Raw genomic sequence first — 21,113 nt, forward strand, 5'->3', positions numbered from 1 at the left:
CCCCCTTACAAAAAGTATTCTGTGTTCATCTTACTACACTTTAAAGGGAACGCAACTCCTGTGGAAGCGGGCTCAACTGTTGTGCCGCCACAAAGTACAAGTATTCTTCAATTGGTTTGCCATTGTGCAGCAGACTAGTCAGTGCCTCTTTGTACAAGCCCAGCTGGCCGCCGTAACGCTGCCACATTTCCGCCGTATAATCGGCCCTGCTTTCATCTGGTTTAATCCGATCCGTCTTGTAATCAAACAAAATGATTTTATCGGCTAATTCGATAAATCCATCGATTGTCCCATGAATCAGGACGGGGGCATTATGGGCACCCCGATCAGGCCGCAACATCGAAAATGAATATTCACGTTCGACGCGGTGGGGCTGTGTTCCGCCCCATAAAGCAGCATGAATCGGTTCCTGCTGGTAAAAAGCAGCGACACTAGCCAAATCAATCTGTTTGCCGGCTGCTGTTGTGATCAAATCTTGAGCAACATCCGTTTGAAGCAGTGTTTCGAATTCAGTTGGTGTGGGAGCCTGATCCTGCAACGGGATTTGTTTGAACAGCAAATGAGTCGCCGTCCCAATCTCAGTAGCTGAAGCCCCGTTTGAATCGTCCCCTAGTGTAAAGGCCGGTTCGTCAAAACGCTCATTGACATGCTGGTACGAATCGCTGCCGTCTGCCATTTCATTGTCGGTCGGATCGCCAGGATTGCCATTTCCCAAAGCCTTGAAATCCGAAACGGATTGATACGCCGGTGTAATGGTCGGATTCGAGGCCAGTTTCGAATCAGGATAGTCATCCTCGAGCAGACAGCGAATCTGGTCATAATCAGCGACCTGGTCAGGCTGGACCGCCGCTGCACGCTGATCCAATTGTTCGGCATTGTGACCACGTTCATAATCCCACTGGCCGTCTTTATCCAGATTCAAATTTTCAGCATCAAAAGTCCGGAAGGTAAATGCAGCGGTCGGCAACCCATCAATCGCCTGTACAGGCGCTGCATCATCCGCCCTTGGAAAATCTTTTTGCCGCATCAAAGCTGGAATGATCCAGTCAAAATACGTTTTAGCGTTTTGACGCAGCTGCAACGGCAGCACTGGTTGGTGGCCGGTGTCCTGTCCCTGCCAATGAGCGAGTGTTTCATCGTCATCATTATTCACGGCGCCGACTAAGACCAGCTTCTGTTCAGAACGTGTCAAAGCCACATACAAAACCCGCATTTCTTCGGCCCAGTTTTTGGCATGGATCGAATCCTGCAGCAGCATCTTCTGCGGCGTCTCCAGCTTGATATTGTACTTAGGGTCGACATAATCGATGCCGATATGAATTCCCTTGCCCTGATCGTTCAGCAACACATCGGCCGACGTATCCCAAGTATTCAAGCCTTTCGTCAGATTCATCACAAAGACAACCGGAAATTGGAGTCCCTTGCTGCCGTGAATGGTCATCAGTTTGACGACATCTTCATCGGAAACGGTCGCTGCAGCGGTCAAGTCGTTATCCTGATCCTGCATTTTTTGAATGAACTTGATGAATTGGAACAGTCCCTTAAAACTGGTCTGCTCGTAATCATTTGCCCGCTGATACAAAGCATGCAGATTGGCTTGACGCTGCGCACCGCCAGGCATTCCGCCGACATAATCCAAATAACCAGTCCGGTTGTAGATGGTCCAAATCAGTGTCACTAATTGATTCTGAATGGCTAAATCACGGAAGGTGCTTAAATCGACCGTAAAACGGCTGAGTTTGTCCATCAGCTCGCTTGATTCGCCTTGATGATGTGCCACAAACGCAGTCAAAGCTGTGTAGAAGGATGCCTTGCGATCTTCCAAACGAATCGATGCCAGTTCATCCGAAGTCAGTCCGTACATCGGTGAACGCAAAACGGCAACTAACGGAATATCCTGGTCAGGATTATCGATGATCGTCAGTAAGGACATCATTACCTGCACTTCCGTCGTCTTGAAGAAATTCGGCGCATCGGCAACGGAGATCGGGATGCCCATCTGCTTGAAAATTTCCATAATGGCGACATTATTCGATTTAGTCCGTGTCAGCAGTGTAATATCTTCGTACTTCAGATCCCGATAAGTTTTCTGCTCACTATCCCAAATCTGATGCCGGGTTGAATCAGGCAATTTCCCCATCCACAACTTGATCTGTTTAGCGACTAAATAAGCTTCCGCTTTATACCGATCTACATTATCGACCGCATCATTGCTCTTGTCGTTGGCAAACAGATCAATTTCAGGTTCACTGCTTAAAATCGGTTTGTCAGTTGTGGCAGCATAGCGCTCATCAAACCACTTCGCACCATAATGCAGCTGGCCCTGCTTCAGATAATCGCCGCCGCCTAAATCAGTGCTCATCAGTTGCCCGAACAGCATGTTGACGAACTGATCGTTTTCCTTGGTAGCTCGAAAGTTATCGTCCAAAGCAACAACTTCAGAAACATTTTTATTAGGCTGCTGCGGATACAGGGCAGCTTCTTGATCCGGTTCTTGACCTGGCTGCCATTCCCAAAAATTGCGCCGTTTGCCTTGGAACAAACCGGGCTCGGCTAAACGGAAACCATAGATTGACTGTTTGTCATCACCAACCATAAAGAGATGATTTTCAGCTTTCGTCGTTGCAATCAGGTGCAGCAGCTGTTCCTGCAGCTGATTCGTATCCTGATATTCATCAACCAGCACTTCTTTGTAATGTGCTTGGGTCATTGCTAATAAATTTGAAGTCGGCACTTCAAGCAGCTGGACAGCGTCATGCTCAATATCGGAATAATCGGCAACCCGCCGCTGTGTTTTCAAAGTCTGATACTGCTTGGCAAATTGTTGCACCACTTTAACGAGACCTTCAACCAGATGATGTGCTTTTGCGGTTAATGCAATCACCTGAGCTTCGGGATAGGCAAATAAACTCATCTGCAGGTCCGCAACGATTTTTTTATACGCCGAACGAGGATCCTCTTTTTTATCAAGGGAAATGTCTTTGGAAATTTTGACCCCATCGACCTCTAATTTACTAGTTAATTTCCCATATTCAATGTCAAGCAGTTCAGCCCGCAGCTCGCTCCACTTCTTCGAATGCATAAAGAGTGCTTGTAAATCAGTGAGCGTCTTCTGATCCGCCTCAAGAACGGCTTTCAGATGCTGATGATCCTCACTCTGTGCGATATCCGTCTTTAAGGCCGCTTTGGCTAGGTCCGCTGCTGCGCCTAATTTTTGGGCCGCCGCTGCCCGTGATTCAGTTGCAAAAACCGAATCATCGAAATGCTCTTTGTCGATTAGATAACTATCAGGCAGCTTATCCAGCCAGGCTTTCGAATCTGGATGTACATCGGCCATCGTATACACTTTGGCAACGGCTTCCTGAAGTCCGTTGTCATCCCGATCATTGGAAAAGTTGTTGCTCAGCGTCTGGAATTCAGCATCAGCATACCGTTTTTCACACAGCTGCTGCCACGCTTCCAGCCGCAGCAAAGTCCGTTCCGTATCATCGGCTAAAACACGAAACCCAGGATCGACTTGGGGCAGCAAGTAGGCATTCTGACGAACAAACTTGAGTGAAAAAGCATCCATCGTCGTAATGTCGGCAACTGCCAGCCGATTCAGCTGTTCGACCCAATGACGGTGAGCGTCCCCCTTGGTTTGATTGATTTGCTCGTGGATCTTCTGTTGAATTTTTTCCCGCATTTCTTTTGCCGCCGCATTCGTAAAGGTAACGACAAGCAGCTGATCAATGTTGATCTGCTGGGACGGATTCTTTTGCGGTGCAATTTCTCGAATGATTCGCTCAACTAGAACTTGCGTTTTCCCAGAACCAGCCGCCGCCGCAACCAGCAAATCACGCCCGTGCCGAGAAAATGCTTCCGTCTGTGGCGCAGTCCAATTAGTTTTTGTCATCGTACCCCTCCTTTGGTAATTTCTCCTGCATCTTTTCCAAGGCAACCTCTTTCTTATTCTGACCATTCTTTGCATGCAAGGTCGTGATGTCATTGTATTGATCGCCTGCCAAAGGATCAAATTGCAAAATCGGCAGGAAATCGGAATGCTCCAAAAATGTCGTTGTATCGTCGATTCGTGCCGGTGCTAATTCAATCTCGCCTGACAAGATTTTGCCAGCCGCTTTTTGAATCAGATAACGATTGTAGGCCAGCAGCAGTTGCATCTGTTTTTCATCGACCAAACTTCGCAATGAACTGTCCGCAAAGCCGCCGTTCTTGGCCTTATATTGCAATGGCAATACGGACGACTTGCCTTGTTTGAGGTGCCCGTCCTCAGCGATATTCTGATCCAGATAGGCCAATAGACTGTCTGGATTGAAATCATGATTCTCGTTGTCCTGAACCGTATTATCCAAAATGATGCCCTGATTCTTCGTCTGCTTGGCCATCCGTTGCTCTAACAGCTTTTTCAGTGCGTCTTTTCGCACATCCGGTGCATCCGACAACAGATTCTGGGCCAAATTCAGCAGCCGCTTATTATTCATCTCAAGGGCCGGGTTCTGAACGTGCTGATAAAAGGCTCCCGCCGGAATGATCTGCTTGCCTGGTCCGAAATTATCTGGCGCAGTGAAAAAGTCCGGATTCCGATCGATCGCATTCAAATAGGTCAGTAGTTGCAATTGCAAGCCGTAATAAGCCTGTGTGTAATCAAAATCACGATCACGGGATTTGTAGTCAAAGACCAATAAGTACAGTAAATCTTCGCCTGTCAATGAGTTGACCGAGAGTGAATCGATCCGGTCGATCTGACCCCGTACTTTGACATGCCGATCTGGAACCAGCTGATCATTGCCATCGAGTACGGGCAAACTCAAACCAGCAAATTGGCTGCCTTTCATTCCGAAAGGCACTTCCGTCCGCCAAACATGCGATTTTAATTCTTGACCTTGATGGAAGAGGTCAATGGCCATCTGCCGCAAAACATTATCCAATTGACTGCGACGGTATTGCATCTGGTTAGAAGCCTGCAATAAGGCATAATCCGGGTCGTTTTGAAGGGCAGCCAGCACATCTTCCATGACCTCTTTGGCTCGTTCTTCTTTCAAATCAGGATCGGCCTGCTTCAAATCCTTCAGCTGATCCATATACATCCGCAACGCCAAATGGAAGTAATTCCCCATCTTCATCGGATTCAATTCATTCGTCTTGCGAGTCTGCAAGTGCAGCCCGTACTTCAAAAAATACTCATATGGATCTTGATAATAGCTTTCCAGCTGACTGATTGAAGTAACCAAATCATGCGGATACAATTGTTCCCGCACGTTCGCACTTAAATTTTCCGGTGCATTGGCATAATCCAAACTAGAAATGACCCGTTTCGTTAATTTGGGGTCGGCCTGCTTGGTGTCCTTTTTCAGCAGCGTATAAATATACAGCCACTTTTGTTCCCGCTGCTTCTTCAACTGTTTCTCTTTTTCGTCCTGCGGCTGTTCTTGGTCTGAAGCCGCTGCCGGATCGTTTTGAACCGGTGCGGCCAATTTACCATGCAGAATGTTGACTAATTGCGTCAAGGTCGTCCGCTGTGTCCCGACGTAAGCGAGGGCCGGTTCATTATTTTGGCTCGGCACCGTTTGGAAATGACGGGGAGCCAAGCTGAAGTAGGCAGCGATCGACCGAACATAAGGCGACACCTTCAAAGTCTCCCCAGCTGCATTTAACAATGGGTACGACAAATACAGCTGTTCACGGCCGGTCATGAAAATATGATAATTGACATTCGTTTCGTTGCCCATCTGTTTTTGGGTCGTCTCGTTTAAAAATTGTTCAGCGCTCAAAACTGTCGGATTGTTGCTGGAATCGGCTGATTCCGCTAAAAATTCAGCATCTTTTAGCGTCGGATGCTGGTTGATCTGTTCGATTTGATCTAGGTCAAAATCATCTAACAAAGCGGCATCATCAGTGATACGGGCCGGCATATCATCCGCCGTCGCCCCAATGACAAAAACAACTTTGCGTGACTGCGTCTGCCGCAAATTGGTGCGGGTTACTTGCACTTGATCTAGTGTTGACGGAATCTGCGAGAATTTGGCGCCTGCAAATCCAGCCTTCAAAGTATTCGCAAAATTGCCGAGCTTATCTGAACCTTTAGTCAGCTTTTCATCGCCTAGAATCAGATGATATTCATCTAAAATCGTTGTAAACGTCTGCCAGACCTGCTGCTGCTGCGAGGCCGTCTGCAATTGATCTTTAGCAAGTGCATCCTGCTGCCACTGCTGGAGCTGGGCACTGACCCCGCTGCTTTTAATAAAGCGATAAAACTTTTTGAGCAGCGTTGCACCGGTCCGGCTGCGATTCAAATCAGCATACAGCGGCGGCAAAGTCGTGGCAATAAACTGATGCATGGCTTCGACTTCTTTTGGTGCTTCCGGCCAATCGGCATACGGAATCATGTCATGCTTGCGGCTGTCCTCACCAGCGGCGTTTTCATCCTCATCCGGCCGCTGCTTCCATGGTTTCGCCGCATCGGTAAAATCAGAACCTTGTTTGCCCCATTGCAGCATATAATTTTCGGCCAAATCCAAATTATGCCGGAAAACATGCCGGTCCATATACCCAGTCGGGCTGGCCGGGTCTTTCGGCAGCAATAATTCTGTCCGTAACAAACGCATGACATCTTCATATTGATAATGGTGGGCCGGAACCGCAAAAAGGGCATCGATAAAGGCAATCAGCGGATGATCTGCCATTTCCGTCTGCAAATCGTTAAAGTACGGAATCTCGGCTTGTTCAAAAACAGCGGCCAACAACGTTTGGTAATCGGCTAACTTAGGCGAAGCCACAATAAAGTCGTTGTAATGATACGGTTCGTGTCCGTCAGCGGCCGGTGCCATCACCATTTGATGAATTTTCGTCGCAACGGCGACCAATTCGGTATACCGATTATCGGCATTTGCCACATGAACGTCCTGCAGCGGCTTGGTTTGCTGCTGTTCATGACGTGTGACACCCGATGAACGGCTAATCCAATAATCTTCTAACTGCTGCAGGTCCGGTGTGACACGACGAAAGCCGGTTTGTGCAGCAATCGTTTCGACAGTCGGTTCAGCACCAAGATTAGCCAGCATTTGATAAGTATGCCGGGCTTCCGCAAAAACATCGTTAATGGCATTTTGCGGCTGTGGCGCAAGAATCAAACTGACTTGGACACTAGCAGCCTGCTTGATTAAAGTACTCAGCAGGTGAAACTCCTGCGCCGTAAAATGATCGAAGCCTTCAACGTAGAAACGTGTGTGGCTGAGATCGACCTGTTTCAGTTCGTCCGTTAAATATTGCGTCAGTTCATCCAGTACATCCGCCTGCTGAATGAAACCTTCCTTGACCTGACCATTTTGATCCGTCGTGGACCGCATTGCCCGCTGATAGGCACTCAGCAGGATCTGCAAATCCCGCAATTTCTTGATTGTATTTTGAATGGCCTGATCCGTTTTAGCGGTCGGCCCGTTTTCAAGGTTGGCGGCCAGTTTGCCTAAGTCCTCCGGCGCAATACGGCCGGTAATCAGATTCTGCAATTCCAGCACCAGCTGGTTCACAAAACCAGGCTTTTCTGCTTGATCTTTGTACAGTTTCAATTCGGAATTGTGCCGTTGCAAAATGCGATAAACCAGCATGCTTAGACCCGTATTATCCAGCCGCTGCTTCCGATAATAATCGGTCCGCTGCATGTAATACCAGGCCAGACGTGAAAATGAAAAGACCTGAACGCGTGACTGTGCAAAAGCAGCTGTTTCCGGCTGCTGCAGCTGTGCACGTAATTGATCCAGCACATCGACTTCAGCGCTAAATTTGACATGGTTCGGAACGATGTAAAAATACTGATAATCAGCTGGGTCAGTTTGATAGTTTTGACTCAGGTCCAGCACCATTTTACGCCGGTGATCGGCGCTGGCCTTGCCGGCGACCACCGTTAATTTTGGTTTACTCTCCATGGATTTGTCTCCCTTTCATCGAACAACCGTTTGCTCTTTTCTTTCTTAAATATACCATTGCCGTTCCGACAAAAAAAGGCTGATTTGCGAAATGAATTGACATTCAAGCCGGCAAATGATTATGCTAAAGAAAGCCTAATCATTGGAGGAAATTAAGTTGAGCACAACTGCATTATTGATCATCGATTATACGAATGATTTCGTCGCTGCCAAAGGGGCATTAACAGCCGGCAAGCCGGCCCAAGCAATTGAACCGGCCATTGTTTCACTGGCCCAGTAATTTGCCGATCGGGATGATTGGGTCCTGCTGCCAACGGACGTCCATACACCAAACGATCCGTATCATCCCGAAACAAAACTCTATCCGCCGCATAACGTCGCCGACAGCTGGGGACGTGCATTATGCGGCAGTTTAAATGATTGGTATCAAAATCATCAAAACGAACCCCAGGTCACTCAGTTTGCCAAAACCCGCTACAGTGCTTTCGTCGGCACTGATCTCGACCTGCGTTTGCGGGAACGGCATATCGATACATTGCATCTTGCTGGGGTCGCAACCGATATTTGTGTCCTGCACACTGCTATTTCGGCTTACAATCTCAATTACAATCTGGTCGTTCACCGTAACGCCGTAGCCACATTTAATCCTGGTGGTCAGGAATGGGCGCTGAATCATTTTAAGAACGCATTAGGCGCAACAATCGTCGCCTAACAAAAAAGGATTGTTCCAGTATCAAATCTGATGCTGAAACAGTCCTTTTATTTAAGCGCTAAAACCGTCATCTGGACAACACTTTTCAATGCCGGTGCCGCCAGTTTTTGATGCGATGATATAAATTGCTTAAAAGAAAAACAACGATGATGATGAGGGCAACGGTATACCCCGTCACACCTAAATTAGCAATGAAACTGCCGTGGCCTTTATCCTGAACCAGCAGCGACGAACCGACGATCACAGCGGCCAGAATCAGCGCCACTGCAATTCGATTGACCATTTCTTCGAGCCGGTGCAAAATACGATCGCTGTGCTTGACTTCAATATTGAGTTTGCTGTGGCCTCGTTCGAAGACATCGAGCGATTCGACCATGCGGCTAACCAGTTTCGGCGCCGCTTTGGCTCCTTGCCATAAACTCAGCGCATCATTTTCGAGTTCGTCCCGCAAATTGAAATGCTGGCTGAAGTAACGACGGGCAAATGGCCGGGCCACCTCAAGCATCGACAGGTCGGGATCGAGATCCTGGATCGTGCCTTCCAATGTGCCGAATGCTTTGACTAATAACGTAATATCGGGATTCATCTGAAGATTATTCTGATAACAGACTTTAGCCGTTGAATACAGCAGGCCTTTGAAATCAATGTCGCCCAGCCCTTGTGTATACAGCGGCTGCATAATCTCGCCCAGCTGTTCGAAAAATTCGGCTTCATCGACGGGACCGGTGCGGCGGCATAACGCCAGAATAGCGGTGCCGATTTGCCGATTATCACGAGTGTTGATTGCAAAAACGACTTGGGCAATCTCATCAATTAAATTGTCGCTCAGCTGCCCCATCATCCCAAAATCGAGGTAGATTAGCCGATAATCAGGCAGCTGCTGTTCTTCGTCGGGCGCAATGGCATACGGATCGCCGGCTAAAGTACCGGTATAATGCTGCGCCGTTACTTTTGATTCCGGTTGTGCGGCTAATTCTCGATCGCTTAACTTGCGTAATAAAATATTGCCGGGATGCGGGTCGGCATGAAAAAAGCCATCTTCAAAAACTTGTTTAATGAAATTGCGCACCAGCACATCGGCAATGTATTTGCATTGGTCCCGATACTGCATGTCGCCGTTTTTTTCGGCTTTTTGGACCATTTCGATGAAGTCCTTGATACTCTGACCCTTCATATATTGATTGACCAGAATTTTCGGCGCACTGTACTGCGGATAGACACGGGGCACCTGAATAATATCCCAATTATTATTGAGCTGATAAAACCGCAGCCCGTTATTCATCTCGTTGCGCGTATCTAGCTCGCTCAGCAGTGACCGTTTCAATTCATTGATGATTTGTTCCGGATTGATGATATTTGCTTCGGGCACATACCGCAATAATTTGACGGCTTTGTCGAACAACGCTAGATCGGTCGTGATTTCTTCCTGAATGCCGGGATGCTGGACTTTGACAACAACGCCCTGTCCATCTTTCAAAATGGCATGATGAACCTGGCCCATCGAAGCCGATGCAAACGGCCGTTCCGAAAAGTAACGGTAATTCTCTTCCAGCGGCTGGCCCGTTTGGGTTTCGATCGTCTGCTTAACCGTTTGAAAACTATCAGCCGGCACGTTGTCCTGCAGTTTGCTCAATTCAGCGACATAAGCCGGTGTAATCAGATCGGTACGCGTCGAAAGAATCTGGCCCATTTTGATGAAAGTCGGCCCTAACTTTTCGAAGGCAATCCGGACTTGTTCTGGATGCTGCTGGCGGGCAAGATCGATCACGACGTTATAACGCCGCAACACATGTAAAATTTCATACAAGCGGTGCCGTTTCTGCTTTTTCTTTTCGTCCTGCGAAAACTGCCGTGTGTCGGGCTGCGCCGCTTCGTCATGTTCCGCCCGGCGGTCAAACGCCCGCTGCGCCTCATCATGTGCCGCCTGATCGGAATCCTGCTGCTGATGAGCTGGTGCCACGCCGTTGGGTCCCCAATCTTCTTCTGCCGATTTTGCCATCGTCTTGCCGCCCCCTTTGTCCTAAATAACTGCCTTCATTTTACCACTTCATTCCAGTCGATCGTGCCGTCAGGATAATCGACGTTGACTAGGATGTCCGCCAGCCGATATTGCGCCAGCTGCTCGAAAAACAAGCTCTGTGCCTCATCGAGCTGCCCCATAATCTCATTTTCTTTGCGGTGAATCGTGGTCGGATTCAAAAAGACCCGTTCCGCCACTCCGGTCAGCCGAAATAAGGGTTCGGTGCCCTCAACCGCCTGATAAATATCCAGAACGGTAATGTCTTCCGGTGCCCGGTTCAATTGAAAGCCGCCATCCTTGCTGGCAATCGAACGCACAATGCCGGCGCTGACTAATAAATGCATTGTCTTCTTCAAATACGAATCTGATAACTGCAGCCGTTTGCTTAATACGGCACTTTTCAATGGCTGCTGGCCCTTCTGAGTGCCCAGCATCACTAAAGCACAGATACTTTGTTCTACACGTGCAGATGCATGCATTTTTTTCGCCGCTTTCCATCTATTTTTATCCAGCTTACTGATTTATGGAAAAGAAGTCAAAACGGGTTGCCGATTCCAGCCAGATGCACTAAGATAAAGCCACCTTTGCGGGGCCCTCAACACTTCCCACCGGCTCGATTTATGTGTAGAATAAGGAAGTAAAGTGAACTTAGGAGGAAATTTAAATGCAAACAGCGACAGATCCAAAACGTTTTTCACGTATTTTAGTTGGTGTCGACGATTCTGAAGATGCCCAGTTGGCTTTCCGTTACGCCATGAATCGCGCTAAGATGGACGACAGCGAACTTTACATCGTTTCCATCCTAGAAAATAACGAATTCAATATTTATCAAGCCCTTGACAAGGATTTCATCCATGGCAAACGGGATGACCTTGAACAGCACATGCAGGGCTATGTCAAAGTTGCTAAAGAATTTGGCATTAAAAAGGTCAAGGCTGTAGTTGCAGAAGGCGAACCCGGCGAAACAATCGTCAAAGAAGTCATTCCGAGCGTCAAGCCAGACTTACTAGTCGTCGGTTCATTATCTAAAAAAGGACCCCGCCGTTATTTCGGGAGCCAAGCGGCTTATATGGCCAAATATGCCCCCATCTCGGTCATGGTCGTTCGCTAATCACTTTTCACCCCCGATCAGCTGATTTCGTTTTATAATGAAGCTAGATTAACGATCGTGGGAGGCGTATGATGAAATACTCGAATAAAGATTGGGAATGGTACCAAAAAATGGTCGCAAAGGGCGGTCCCCATACTTTTTCTGAAAAGGTCGCCTATCGTGCCATCCAAGATAAGTTGGGACTTTCAACGCAGCCGGCGGCATTTCATCGCATCAAGCAGCCTGGCAAACCAGCTATTTACTATCAAATTACCAGAATTAAAAAATAAAAACAGCAGTTTAACAAGGATTGCGGCAAATTTATTTTGTCGCAATCCTTTTTTTACGCTATGCTAGAAGGTGAAACTAATAAAGAAACTGGTGTCGAATTTTGCAAACTGAAAAGCATTACTTAGGCGGGGCCAAATGGATTCAAAATTTATGGGTTCTTTGGTTCGGCAACTTTATCACCGGGCTTGAATTTTCGATGACAATGCCGTTCATGGCACTTTTTATCGATACTCTGGGCCATTTTAATAACTGGTCGCTCAACTTGCTGAGCGGCGCAGCATTTGCGATTACCTTTTTAGCCAAAGCCATCGTTTCGCCGATGTGGGGCAAACTCGCCGACCGCAAAGGCCGTAAATTGATGTGCCTCCGTGCTTCAGGGGTCATGATGTTCACCGTCATCTTTACCGGGATGGCACCCAACGTCTGGTGGGTCATTTTTCTGCGGGGCCTGCAAGGCTGTTTCTCCGGTTATGTCAACAACGCCAATGCGATTGTTGCTACTGAAGCGCCGCATGATCGCAGCGGCAAAGCAATGGGGACATTAGCGACTGGCAACGTTACCGGAACCTTGTTAGGACCATTATTCGGCGGCTTCATTGCCGGTATCTTCGGTTATCGGGCCACTTTCTACATTGCCGGGACCTTGATGTTCTTCGTCTTCCTGTCCACTTTGTTCTTAGTCCATGAAGATTTCAAACCCATCGCCGCTGCCAAAATGCGGTCAATGAAGACGATCATCCGGCAGTTAAAATCGCCCAACATGTTGTTAGGCATTTTCATCACCACTTTAATCATCCAAGCTTCAGCAACATCCATTACCCCATTTATCAGTTTATTCATTCGGCAGTTATTACATGGGCAGGGCAACTTGGCGCTCGTCAGCGGAGTCATCTCAGCTATGCCTGGGATCGCCACTTTGATTGCTGCGCAGCCATTGGGTAATTTAATTGATCGGATTGGCGCCGTCAAAGTACTGACTTGGGGATTGGCCTTTGCGACAATCTGCTTCATTCCGCAGATTTTTGTGACCAATGTTTGGCAGCTAGGCTTCCTGCGGCTGTTAGTCGGAATTTCCGATGCTGCACTATTGCCAGCGGTTCAAACGTTAATGGCCCTCAACACCCCCGCCGATGCCTTTGACCGAATCTTCAGCTATAACCAATCTTTCCAAGCCATGGGTAGTGTCGTCGGTCCGATGATTGGGGCTGTTATTGCCAGTGTCATCGGCTATCGAGGCGTATTCGCCATGACAGCAATCTTCGAATTCTGCAACTTGCTGCTGATCTGGTATGACCAGAAGCATCCTTATCCGAATTGGATTAAGAAACGGATTGCAAACGAAAATTAAATTCATCAAAAAAGGCTTGAAGCATTATTTTTGCTTCAAGCCTTTTTAACGACTATTTTTAAATTACAGATCCAGTTTCCGTAAACCTTGGAAGTGATCAGGGCCGGATACCGCACGGTAAACTGCGTTCAAGAAATCGACAACCGTCAATGAACCTTCTTCATAGGCATCCCCCAAATGAGTACCTTCTTGTTCGTCGTATTTTGACAAAACAGGTTCTGACAGATCGACCTCATATTTTGCGACCGGTTTGTCATGGGCCGCAAATGTGACGATGTAGTCGTCATCTTCACCCTTGACCCGAGCTGCATCATATTCACCCAGCTTCAGATCACGAAAAATATAGTCCTTATTATCCTTTAAGGATGCCAAACGCGTTTGCTTCATGGAATTTTCCTCCTATCTGATCTTTCACTATTAGTTATACCATACAACCACCAGCAACTGGGGGCCTACTTATTTTTAATCTTAAATAAATCGTTGCAAAAGAATGATAAGATGAAGTTATTCTACGAGAGAGAATGAAAAATATGAAAAAGATTCAGTCCCACATTCAGTTACCAGCCAAGTGGATTCTCATCCTGATCGTGCTGGGGTTGCTGGGCGTGATCGCCGTTCATTTCGACAATCCGGTCTACCAGCAAACAATCGTCCGCATCACCCATGTTACCAACAGCAAGGCCAAATCCACGACGGATGAATTCAACAACGAAGACAGCACTGTCACTCAGAAACTGACCGGTATCATCACCAACGGCCGCCGTAAAGGTCAGACCGTCCATCTCAAAAATACTTATACCGGTTCGCATGCAACCGACCAGCGTTATTACAGCGGCAATCAGGTTTTTATCAGTCACAACAACCTGATCACCGACTATAAACGGGATACATCGGTCGCCCTGCTTTTCTGGATTGCCTTCAGTCTGCTGCTGCTGATCATGCAATGGACCGGCATGCGGGCCCTGCTCAGTGTTCTGCTCAATGCCGTCTTATTCTTCATCGCCATCGAAATCGATTTGGCCGTCCATGGTTCCAACATCCTGCTGATTTTCGGCGGTCTGTCGATCGTCTTTACTTCCGTCACTTTGTGGATCGTGCTGGGCTTCAATCGGCAAATGGCGATTACACTGGGCGCCACCTTATCCGGCACAGCAATTGCAATGGCACTCAGCTGGCTAGTCATCACACTGACGGGTTCCAACGGCGTTTATTACGAAGCTATGCAATATGTAACGCAGACGCCGAAACCTCTCTTCTTGGCGGAAACACTGCTCGGCTCATTGGGCGCCGTTATGGATGAGTCGACCGATATCATTTCCTCCCTCTTCCAATTGAAGAAGGAGCAACCGGATATTTCGGCGCATCAAATCTTTAATTCCGGACGGGAAATCGGCCGTGAAATCATGGGACCATTAATCAACGTCCTCTTCCTGATTTTCGTCGCTGATACCTTTCCCATGGCCGTTTTATTCCTGCGCAACGGCAATTCATGGGGCTACACTTTCAACATGAATATGTCGCTGGGAATCACCCAGAGTCTGGTCAGCGGCATCGGAATCGTGCTGGCCATCCCAGCCGCTGCCTTTTTAGCCGGACATTTTAGCGGAGGTGAGCGGAAATGAGTACGATCGTTGCTTTAGGATTATTCCTGCTGCTCGCTATGTTTCTAGTCGGCGGCCGGCGGGGCATCCGTTCCTTTGTCAGTTTATTGTTAAACTTCGTCCTCTTATTTATGGCCATCGTGCTAGTGGCCTTCGGATTTCCGCCGCTCATTGTCACTTTAATCATCGGCATTATGATTTTGGGCGTCACCATTTTTATGGGTGCCGACAGCGATTTGACCACGCAGACAGCCTTTTATGGGGCCGTGATTGTGTTAGTGATTGTCGTTTTGCTGATTATCCCGGTCGAGCATTGGGCTGCCGTCCAAGGGTTTGGGGAAGAAGACAGCGATGATATCGTCGGCTTCTCATTAGCAATCGGCATTTCATTTGCACAAATTGCCGCTTCAACGGCTATCTTCAGCACATTGGGTGCCATTGCCGAAGCTGCGATGGCAATCGCAGCCGGCTTGAATGAAATCGTCGTTCAGACACCGCACCTCAGCAACCATGAATTGTTCCAAGACGGTTCCGATATCGGCCGCCAGATTATCGGGACTACGTTTAATACCTTATTCTTCGGTTTCTTCGGCGGTTTCCTAGCGCTATTTATCTGGTTCGTTGGACTGCACTATTCACTCGGTCAGATTTTTAATAATAAGATTTTCGTGGCCGAACTGCTTGAAATTCTCTTTTCAATCATCGGCGTTATCTTAACGGTGCCGATCACAACGTGGGTCATGACACGTCAGCGGCATGATTAACCCATTATCACTAAAAAGACTGTTCTGACATCGAATGCGATGTTGAAACAGTCTTTTTTAAGCCATCCATAAAATTAAAATGCCCACAAAAGCGATTAGAAAACTGACGACAGCCACCCAGAAATCCCGTTGGGCAAACCGATTCTGAACCATTTTGACTAAACTGATGACCAGATAAACGAGGAACAACGCCCCGAAAACGATAAATAAAAACGTGCCGAGATCGACTAATTTCATCTGGCAGTTCCCCTTCCTATTTTCATTATAAGGTTTTCAGTTAAAAAACTTGTTCCCGAAGCTTTTAGAAGTAAAATGGAGTTATCAAATCAGAAAAAGAAGGTTCGCTATGACAAATACACAAGTATCTCCCCAAGAGAATTTATACGATGCTGTCAACGGCCAATGGGAACAAAAAGCAGTCATTCCAGCTGACCATTCAACCATCGGCGGCTTTACCGATTTGTCGGATCAGATTGAAAAAACATTGATGGACGATTTTGCCGCAATGCTGGATCATGATAAGAAGGCGCCGAAGGAATTGGATTCTTTCTTAGCCTACTACAAATTAGCGGCCGATTTTAAGCAACGGAATGCAGCCGGCGTCAAGCCTGCGCAGCCGTATCTGGATGAAATCGAAGGCATGAGTTCGCTCGATGACCTCGTCGAAAATTGGCACGATATGGTGCTGGACGGCATGCCATTACCGTTCGTCCTCGACGTCGATGCCGATATGAAGAACGCCACCATCAATGCCCTGTATGCTTACGCCCCATCCCTGATTCTGCCGGATAAATCTTATTACAGCAAGGAAAATGAAGCACAAGCCAAGCAATTATTGAAGGTCTTCTTCGATATGATGTCCAAACTGTTCGAAATGGCCGGTCTGTCGGCCGAAAAGTCGCAGCAGATCATCAACGGTGCGATTGCCTTCGATAAGCAGATCGTGCCCTATGTCAAGAGTGCCGAAGAAAAAGCCGATTACAGCCAGATGTATCATCTGCAGAGCATGTCCGAATTCACGGCTCACAGCAAGTACTTGCCCTTCGGCGATTTAATTACCAGCCTGATCGGCAAACTGCCTGACAACATTATCGTGCCTGAACCCGACTTCTATGCCCACTTCGACCAGCTGGTCAATCCAGAACATTTTGGCGAGCTGAAGGATTGGATGCTCGTCCAAACGTTACAAGGTCTGAGTGGCTTTTTAAGCGACGACTTCCGGACAACCGGCGGAATTTACGGCCGGGTTCTTTCTGGCAGTAAAGAAGCCAAAGTCCCGCAAAAGAGTGCTTATTATTTAGCAACCGGACTCTTCGACCAAGTAGTCGGCGATTATTATGCCCATGCCTACTTTGGCGATGCCGCTAAAAAAGACGTCCACTCGATGGTCGAAAAGATGATTGCCGTTTATAAGAAACGTCTGAAGAATAACGACTGGCTCAGCGCTGAAACACGTACTGAAGCGGTCAAAAAACTCGATCATCTCGGCATTCAAGTCGGATTCCCAGACAAACTCGACCCGCTGTACAAGCAGTTTGTCACGAAACCGGCTGAAGCTGGCGGCGATCCGTTGAACAACGCCATGACCTTCAATCGCATCCGTCAAAACGATATGTTCAAACGCTGGGATAAAAAAGTCGATCGCAACAAGTGGGAAATGAGCGCCAACACTGTGAATGCTTATTACCATCCCTTCCGCAACATCATCGTCTTCCCAGCAGCCATTTTGCAGGCACCGTTCTACAGCCTCAAGCAGAGTGCCAGCGCCAACTTCGGCGGAATTGGTGCTGTTATCGCCCATGAAATTTCGCATGCCTTCGATAACAATGGGGCCTTGTTCGATGAATACGGCAATTTAAATAATTGGTGGACGAAGGAAGATTCTGCACACTTCAAGCAGCTTTCACAGGCGATGATTGATGAATTTAACGGCATTCCGTTTGCAAACGGCAAGGTCAACGGCAAGCTGACCGTTTCCGAAAACATTGCCGATGCTGGCGGTTTGAGTTGTGCGCTCGAAGCCGCTAAAGGTGAATCCGAAGTCGACTTGAAAGCCTTCTTCGAAAACTGGGCCCGTGTCTGGCGCAACAAGTCGACCGAACAACGACAGGAACTGCTGCTGGCAATCGACGTCCATGCACCGGCTAAACTGCGTGCCAATGTGCAAGTCAAGAACCTCGATGATTTCTATACGACCTTCGACGTTCAGCCTGGCGACGGGATGTACATGGCCCCTGAAAAACGGGTGCATATCTGGTAATCAAGTTGTGGCATGAAAATAAATTGAATTTGCCCCAAGGAGCCGCTGGACTGTATCCAGTGGCTCCTTGTTATTTCCCGCCAAGCAAGCATGTCGCATGGACGACGCTCCTTGGGCATGCTATAATTAAGATTCAATCAGGGTTATTTTCACACGTTATTTCAAATGATCCATTGCTGCAAGAACGACCTTTTCTTCGAGCGAGTAATGAATGTGCTACTTAAAGGTCGTTTGACCAACCACCCCTCACTGCGAGCGGTTTCAGAAATAACCGTGTTAAAAATGACCATATGCGGAGGCTTTTAATCTATGAAAATTGTTGTTTTAGCGGGCGGACGAAGCACCGAACGGAATGTTTCGCTGTCCTCTGGTCTGAACGTTGCAAATGCGCTGCGCCAAAAAGGCCATCAGGTCGCATTCGTCGATTTGTTCTTAGGCCAGGAACTCGCCAGCGACGCTGACATCGATGCTTTATTTACCACTGCTCAAACCGGTCCCAGTGCGCCGATCAGCGATGAAGTCCTGACCGATGAAAAGATCAACTCCTTGCGGACAGATGGCACAATCGGCCTCTTCGGAAAAAATGTGCTGAAAATCTGCCAGCACGCCGATATTGTTTATATGGGTCTGCATGGTGAAGATGGTGAAAACGGGAAGGTGCAAGCTGTGCTCGACCTCTTCGACATCCGCTACACCGGCAGCGGCACCTTGGCATCTGGTGTTGCCATGAATAAAAAGGTCTCCAAAGAGATCATGCTGCAGAACCATATCAGTACCGCCCCATTTGTAACGGCTTATCGGGATGAAAATGAAATTCCGAGTGTGCCGTTCGACTATCCAGTCGTTGTCAAGCCAAGCAGCGGCGGCTCCAGCGTCGGCACGCACATTGTCCGGGACCCAGCTGATTTGGAGGATGCCGTCTTAGATGCCTTCCGATTCGATTATGAAGTGTTAATCGAAAAGTACATCAAAGGCCGTGAATTCTCGCTGGGAATCGTCAATGAACGCCCTATGCCTGGAATCGAAATCGTCGTTCATGACGGCTGGTATGATTTCAAACACAAATTCCAAGCCAACAATACGACCGAATTTATCACCCCACCGGCAATCGACGATGCGCTCCATGATGAAATGAAAAAAGTCGCCTTGAAGACCTTCCATGTCTTGGGCATGCAGAATTATGGCCGTATTGACTTTCTGCTGGACGACACCGGGATGTACGTCATCGAAGCCAATACTTTGCCGGGCATGACCCCGTTGTCCTTGCTGCCGCAAGAAGCCGCCGTCGTCAACATTTCATATGCCGACCTCTGCGACCAGATTGTCTTGGGCAAATGGAAATTATACGAACAAAACGAAGTTCATTAACGCAAAAAACGACCGTGCCATCACTTGGCACGGTCGTTTTATTTCATCAGCCGAACTAATTCATACTATCCGACTTTTTGGCTTTTTTCTTGCTGCTTTCCATCATGCCAGAGCTCTTCTTGCTGCTGCTCTTCTTTTTCGTGCTTGAAACCTTTTCGGACTTCGGCTTGCTGGACGATGAATTCATATTTGAATTGGATGAACTCGAGCCGCATCCGGCTAAGAGCAGCATACTGCTGACTGCTAAAATTCCAAAAATACCACGCTTTCTCATTTAAAAGCCCCCTTCTAATAAATGTGTTCGTCATATTTTGGTACACGCTCAATATATCATGCCTTCGGGCTGAACATAAAAAAAGACACTCCCTTACCTAGCGTGGCTGTAGGAGTGCCTGCATTTTTACTTAGAATACTGATCGAAATATTTTGTCGTCATCCCAAAGGTCTGGACCTTGTAGCCGGAGTCCACTTTGTTCAGAACAGCTTCGCCATAATATTTCTCCAAATGATGGGTTTTATCCTTAGACTGATTCTGATTGGTAAAGTCATAATAAACATTCAGCGCGACGCGTGACTGGTCGTTTGGCAGCGGCACGCTGGCTGTCGCATCCGACGTAATCTTCAGGCTCTTGACGCTGTAACTCTGCTGATAATTCTGCAGGGTGTGCAGCAGATCCTGATAATAAGCATTCGACTGGCCGTTGACAAAGTAGTCCGCCAGCGCATGATTCTTGTCGGTCCCATTTTTGACGACTTGCGCCGCTTCATACCAGAGGTTATTGAACAACGTGTTGGCATCAGCGGTAGTAACGGCACCAGCATAAACGGCGGCAATTGTTTTGCCGTCATCAGCATGGGTAATCGTCTGTGTCTGCGACGTCAATTCTTGGCCGTCGCTGCGCTTATATTTCAGCTGATAGGTGAACTGGTCGTGCCAAGGAATGTTGGGGAACGTCATTGTGCCAGATTGCGGCAGTTTACCCTTCGACTGGCCGTTCAGATAGACCGTCGCACCACTATTGCCTTGAACCGTCATCGTATAGGTTTTCGCAACTAATGGCAATGAATAAGTTTGATTCGTCGTGATGTCAGTGGTCAGCTTTTTCTGTTGCTGACCAGCACTCGCTTGCAGTGTGTAGCGGCCCGGAAGCAGCGGCCCTACTTTTTTGGTCAGCGCTTGTTTCGTAGAGGTCGCCGTTTTGTGTCCATCGACCGTCAATGCTGCTCCAGCGACATCCGTTTTGACGGACGGCTGCACAGTCTTGACCTGAATTCGATACCGAGCATAAAACAGCCCCGTTTTTCCGTCCTTGACCCATTTGAACAAGCCATTTGCAGCCGTCCCATTTTTCTTTAAAGCTTTCATAACCTGCTGGTGATTTTGCAAATACGTCACCGTTGGCTGTAACGTTTTCTGATTCAGTTTTACTTTAGAATTGGTGGTGAAATACCGGCTAGAATCGCCATTTTTAGCTGCTAATGCTGTTGCCGCTCGCTGCAGCTGGTTGGCCGCCGAATTGTAGCTGCGGCCCCAGAGATAACCGCCGACTAATAGCACAATGACAACAACGGAGGTCAGAATTTTGCCGACCGGCGACTGTTGATGGGGCGCCACATGCGACGGTGACTTGTGGTGCGGATCATTTTTCAAATCATACCCACAGTGAGGACATTTATCTGCCCGTACTGAAACCTTGGTCCCGCAATTGGGACACCGCATCTTATCGCGACTCATTG

At 47.9% G+C, this 21,113-nt stretch carries 15 protein-coding genes and 1 pseudogene; 8 read left to right on the plus strand and 8 right to left on the minus strand.

Annotated features, from left to right (window positions below):
- Window positions 1-40: 40 nt before the first annotated feature.
- Both addA and IV40_RS02965 read right to left on the minus strand, forming a co-directional pair.
- Complete coding sequence (gene addA / locus IV40_RS02960) at window positions 41-3,895, minus strand: helicase-exonuclease AddAB subunit AddA (protein WP_057768899.1); 3,855 nt, start codon at window positions 3,893-3,895, stop codon at window positions 41-43.
- Entirely contained in the window at window positions 3,882-7,922 is a 4,041-nt protein-coding gene (locus IV40_RS02965; RefSeq protein ID WP_057768900.1) for a PD-(D/E)XK nuclease family protein, read from the minus strand. The genes addA and IV40_RS02965 overlap by 14 nt, the downstream gene beginning before the upstream one ends.
- A gap of 157 nt (window positions 7,923-8,079) precedes the next feature.
- On the opposite strand from IV40_RS02965, the pseudogene IV40_RS02970 reads away from it, so the two are divergent.
- A pseudogene (locus IV40_RS02970) lies at window positions 8,080-8,634 on the plus strand (cysteine hydrolase family protein).
- A gap of 85 nt (window positions 8,635-8,719) precedes the next feature.
- On the opposite strand, the gene IV40_RS02975 reads toward IV40_RS02970, so the two are convergent.
- Together IV40_RS02975 and IV40_RS02980 are read right to left on the minus strand one after the other, a co-directional pair.
- Window positions 8,720-10,633, minus strand: coding sequence for an ABC1 kinase family protein (locus IV40_RS02975; protein ID WP_082617892.1), 1,914 nt, complete (start codon window positions 10,631-10,633; stop codon window positions 8,720-8,722).
- Between the two features lie 35 nt (window positions 10,634-10,668).
- On the minus strand, window positions 10,669-11,133 hold the full coding sequence (locus IV40_RS02980) for an Rrf2 family transcriptional regulator (protein WP_057768901.1): 465 nt from the start codon (window positions 11,131-11,133) through the stop codon (window positions 10,669-10,671).
- Between the two features lie 185 nt (window positions 11,134-11,318).
- Here IV40_RS02980 and IV40_RS02985 point away from each other — a divergent pair, with 185 nt between their 5' ends.
- The 3 genes from IV40_RS02985 to IV40_RS02995 all read left to right on the plus strand — a co-directional run bounded on the left by IV40_RS02985 (window position 11,319) and on the right by IV40_RS02995 (window position 13,383).
- Window positions 11,319-11,765 carry a universal stress protein gene (locus tag IV40_RS02985; RefSeq protein WP_057768902.1) on the plus strand — a complete coding sequence of 149 codons (447 nt, stop codon included), beginning with the start codon at window positions 11,319-11,321 and terminating at the stop codon, window positions 11,763-11,765.
- Window positions 11,766-11,836: 71 nt separating this feature from the next.
- Window positions 11,837-12,034, plus strand: coding sequence for a hypothetical protein (locus IV40_RS02990; RefSeq protein WP_057768903.1), 198 nt, complete (start codon window positions 11,837-11,839; stop codon window positions 12,032-12,034).
- 101 nt (window positions 12,035-12,135) lie between these two features.
- Window positions 12,136-13,383 carry an MFS transporter gene (locus IV40_RS02995; protein ID WP_236698019.1) on the plus strand — a complete coding sequence of 416 codons (1,248 nt, stop codon included), beginning with the start codon at window positions 12,136-12,138 and terminating at the stop codon, window positions 13,381-13,383.
- Between the two features lie 63 nt (window positions 13,384-13,446).
- On the opposite strand, the gene IV40_RS03000 is transcribed toward IV40_RS02995, so the two are convergent.
- Window positions 13,447-13,770, minus strand: a complete 324-nt coding sequence (locus IV40_RS03000) for a hypothetical protein (protein WP_057768905.1) — start codon at window positions 13,768-13,770, stop codon at window positions 13,447-13,449.
- A 143-nt stretch (window positions 13,771-13,913) separates the two neighbouring features.
- Between IV40_RS03000 and IV40_RS03005 the strand changes: the two genes are divergently transcribed.
- Window positions 13,914-15,005, plus strand: a complete 1,092-nt coding sequence (locus IV40_RS03005; RefSeq protein ID WP_156404213.1) for a YibE/F family protein — start codon at window positions 13,914-13,916, stop codon at window positions 15,003-15,005.
- Window positions 15,002-15,748 (plus strand): YibE/F family protein, encoded by a 747-nt coding sequence (locus tag IV40_RS03010; RefSeq protein WP_057768907.1) that lies wholly within the window; start codon window positions 15,002-15,004, stop codon window positions 15,746-15,748. The genes IV40_RS03005 and IV40_RS03010 overlap by 4 nt, the downstream gene beginning before the upstream one ends.
- A 57-nt stretch (window positions 15,749-15,805) precedes the next feature.
- Here IV40_RS03010 and IV40_RS03015 read toward each other — a convergent pair whose 3' ends face one another.
- On the minus strand, window positions 15,806-15,985 hold the full coding sequence (locus IV40_RS03015; RefSeq protein WP_057768908.1) for a hypothetical protein: 180 nt from the start codon (window positions 15,983-15,985) through the stop codon (window positions 15,806-15,808).
- Between the two features lie 109 nt (window positions 15,986-16,094).
- Here IV40_RS03015 and IV40_RS03020 point away from each other — a divergent pair, with 109 nt between their 5' ends.
- Both IV40_RS03020 and IV40_RS03025 read left to right on the plus strand, forming a co-directional pair.
- On the plus strand, window positions 16,095-18,008 hold the full coding sequence (locus IV40_RS03020; protein ID WP_057768909.1) for a M13 family metallopeptidase: 1,914 nt from the start codon (window positions 16,095-16,097) through the stop codon (window positions 18,006-18,008).
- Between the two features lie 309 nt (window positions 18,009-18,317).
- Entirely contained in the window at window positions 18,318-19,376 is a 1,059-nt protein-coding gene (locus IV40_RS03025; RefSeq protein WP_057768910.1) for a D-alanine--D-alanine ligase, read from the plus strand.
- 55 nt (window positions 19,377-19,431) lie between these two features.
- On the opposite strand, the gene IV40_RS03030 is transcribed toward IV40_RS03025, so the two are convergent.
- Window positions 19,432-19,650 carry a hypothetical protein gene (locus tag IV40_RS03030; RefSeq protein ID WP_156404214.1) on the minus strand — a complete coding sequence of 73 codons (219 nt, stop codon included), beginning with the start codon at window positions 19,648-19,650 and terminating at the stop codon, window positions 19,432-19,434.
- A 126-nt stretch (window positions 19,651-19,776) separates the two neighbouring features.
- Window positions 19,777-21,111, minus strand: coding sequence for a TcaA 3rd/4th domain-containing protein (locus IV40_RS03035; RefSeq protein ID WP_057768912.1), 1,335 nt, complete (start codon window positions 21,109-21,111; stop codon window positions 19,777-19,779).
- Window positions 21,112-21,113 lie beyond the last annotated feature (2 nt).

Origin of the sequence: Lactobacillus selangorensis (assembly GCF_001437205.1) — a bacterium.
Classification (GTDB): Bacteria; Bacillota; Bacilli; order Lactobacillales; family Lactobacillaceae; genus Paralactobacillus; species Paralactobacillus selangorensis.

Bases quoted from the DNA above. Each gene is read 5' to 3' on its own strand.
- addA (WP_057768899.1), bottom strand. From the start codon at position 3,895: ATGACAAAAACTAATTGGACTGCGCCACAGACGGAAGCATTTTCTCGG.
- IV40_RS02965 (WP_057768900.1), bottom strand. From the start codon at position 7,922: ATGGAGAGTAAACCAAAATTAACGGTGGTCGCCGGCAAGGCCAGCGCC.
- IV40_RS02975 (WP_082617892.1), bottom strand. From the start codon at position 10,633: ATGGCAAAATCGGCAGAAGAAGATTGGGGACCCAACGGCGTGGCACCA.
- IV40_RS02980 (WP_057768901.1), bottom strand. From the start codon at position 11,133: ATGCATGCATCTGCACGTGTAGAACAAAGTATCTGTGCTTTAGTGATG.
- IV40_RS02985 (WP_057768902.1), top strand. From the start codon at position 11,319: ATGCAAACAGCGACAGATCCAAAACGTTTTTCACGTATTTTAGTTGGT.
- IV40_RS02990 (WP_057768903.1), top strand. From the start codon at position 11,837: ATGAAATACTCGAATAAAGATTGGGAATGGTACCAAAAAATGGTCGCA.
- IV40_RS03000 (WP_057768905.1), bottom strand. From the start codon at position 13,770: ATGAAGCAAACGCGTTTGGCATCCTTAAAGGATAATAAGGACTATATT.
- IV40_RS03005 (WP_156404213.1), top strand. From the start codon at position 13,914: ATGAAAAAGATTCAGTCCCACATTCAGTTACCAGCCAAGTGGATTCTC.
- IV40_RS03010 (WP_057768907.1), top strand. From the start codon at position 15,002: ATGAGTACGATCGTTGCTTTAGGATTATTCCTGCTGCTCGCTATGTTT.
- IV40_RS03015 (WP_057768908.1), bottom strand. From the start codon at position 15,985: ATGAAATTAGTCGATCTCGGCACGTTTTTATTTATCGTTTTCGGGGCG.
- IV40_RS03020 (WP_057768909.1), top strand. From the start codon at position 16,095: ATGACAAATACACAAGTATCTCCCCAAGAGAATTTATACGATGCTGTC.
- IV40_RS03025 (WP_057768910.1), top strand. From the start codon at position 18,318: ATGAAAATTGTTGTTTTAGCGGGCGGACGAAGCACCGAACGGAATGTT.
- IV40_RS03030 (WP_156404214.1), bottom strand. From the start codon at position 19,650: ATGAGAAAGCGTGGTATTTTTGGAATTTTAGCAGTCAGCAGTATGCTG.
- IV40_RS03035 (WP_057768912.1), bottom strand. From the start codon at position 21,111: ATGAGTCGCGATAAGATGCGGTGTCCCAATTGCGGGACCAAGGTTTCA.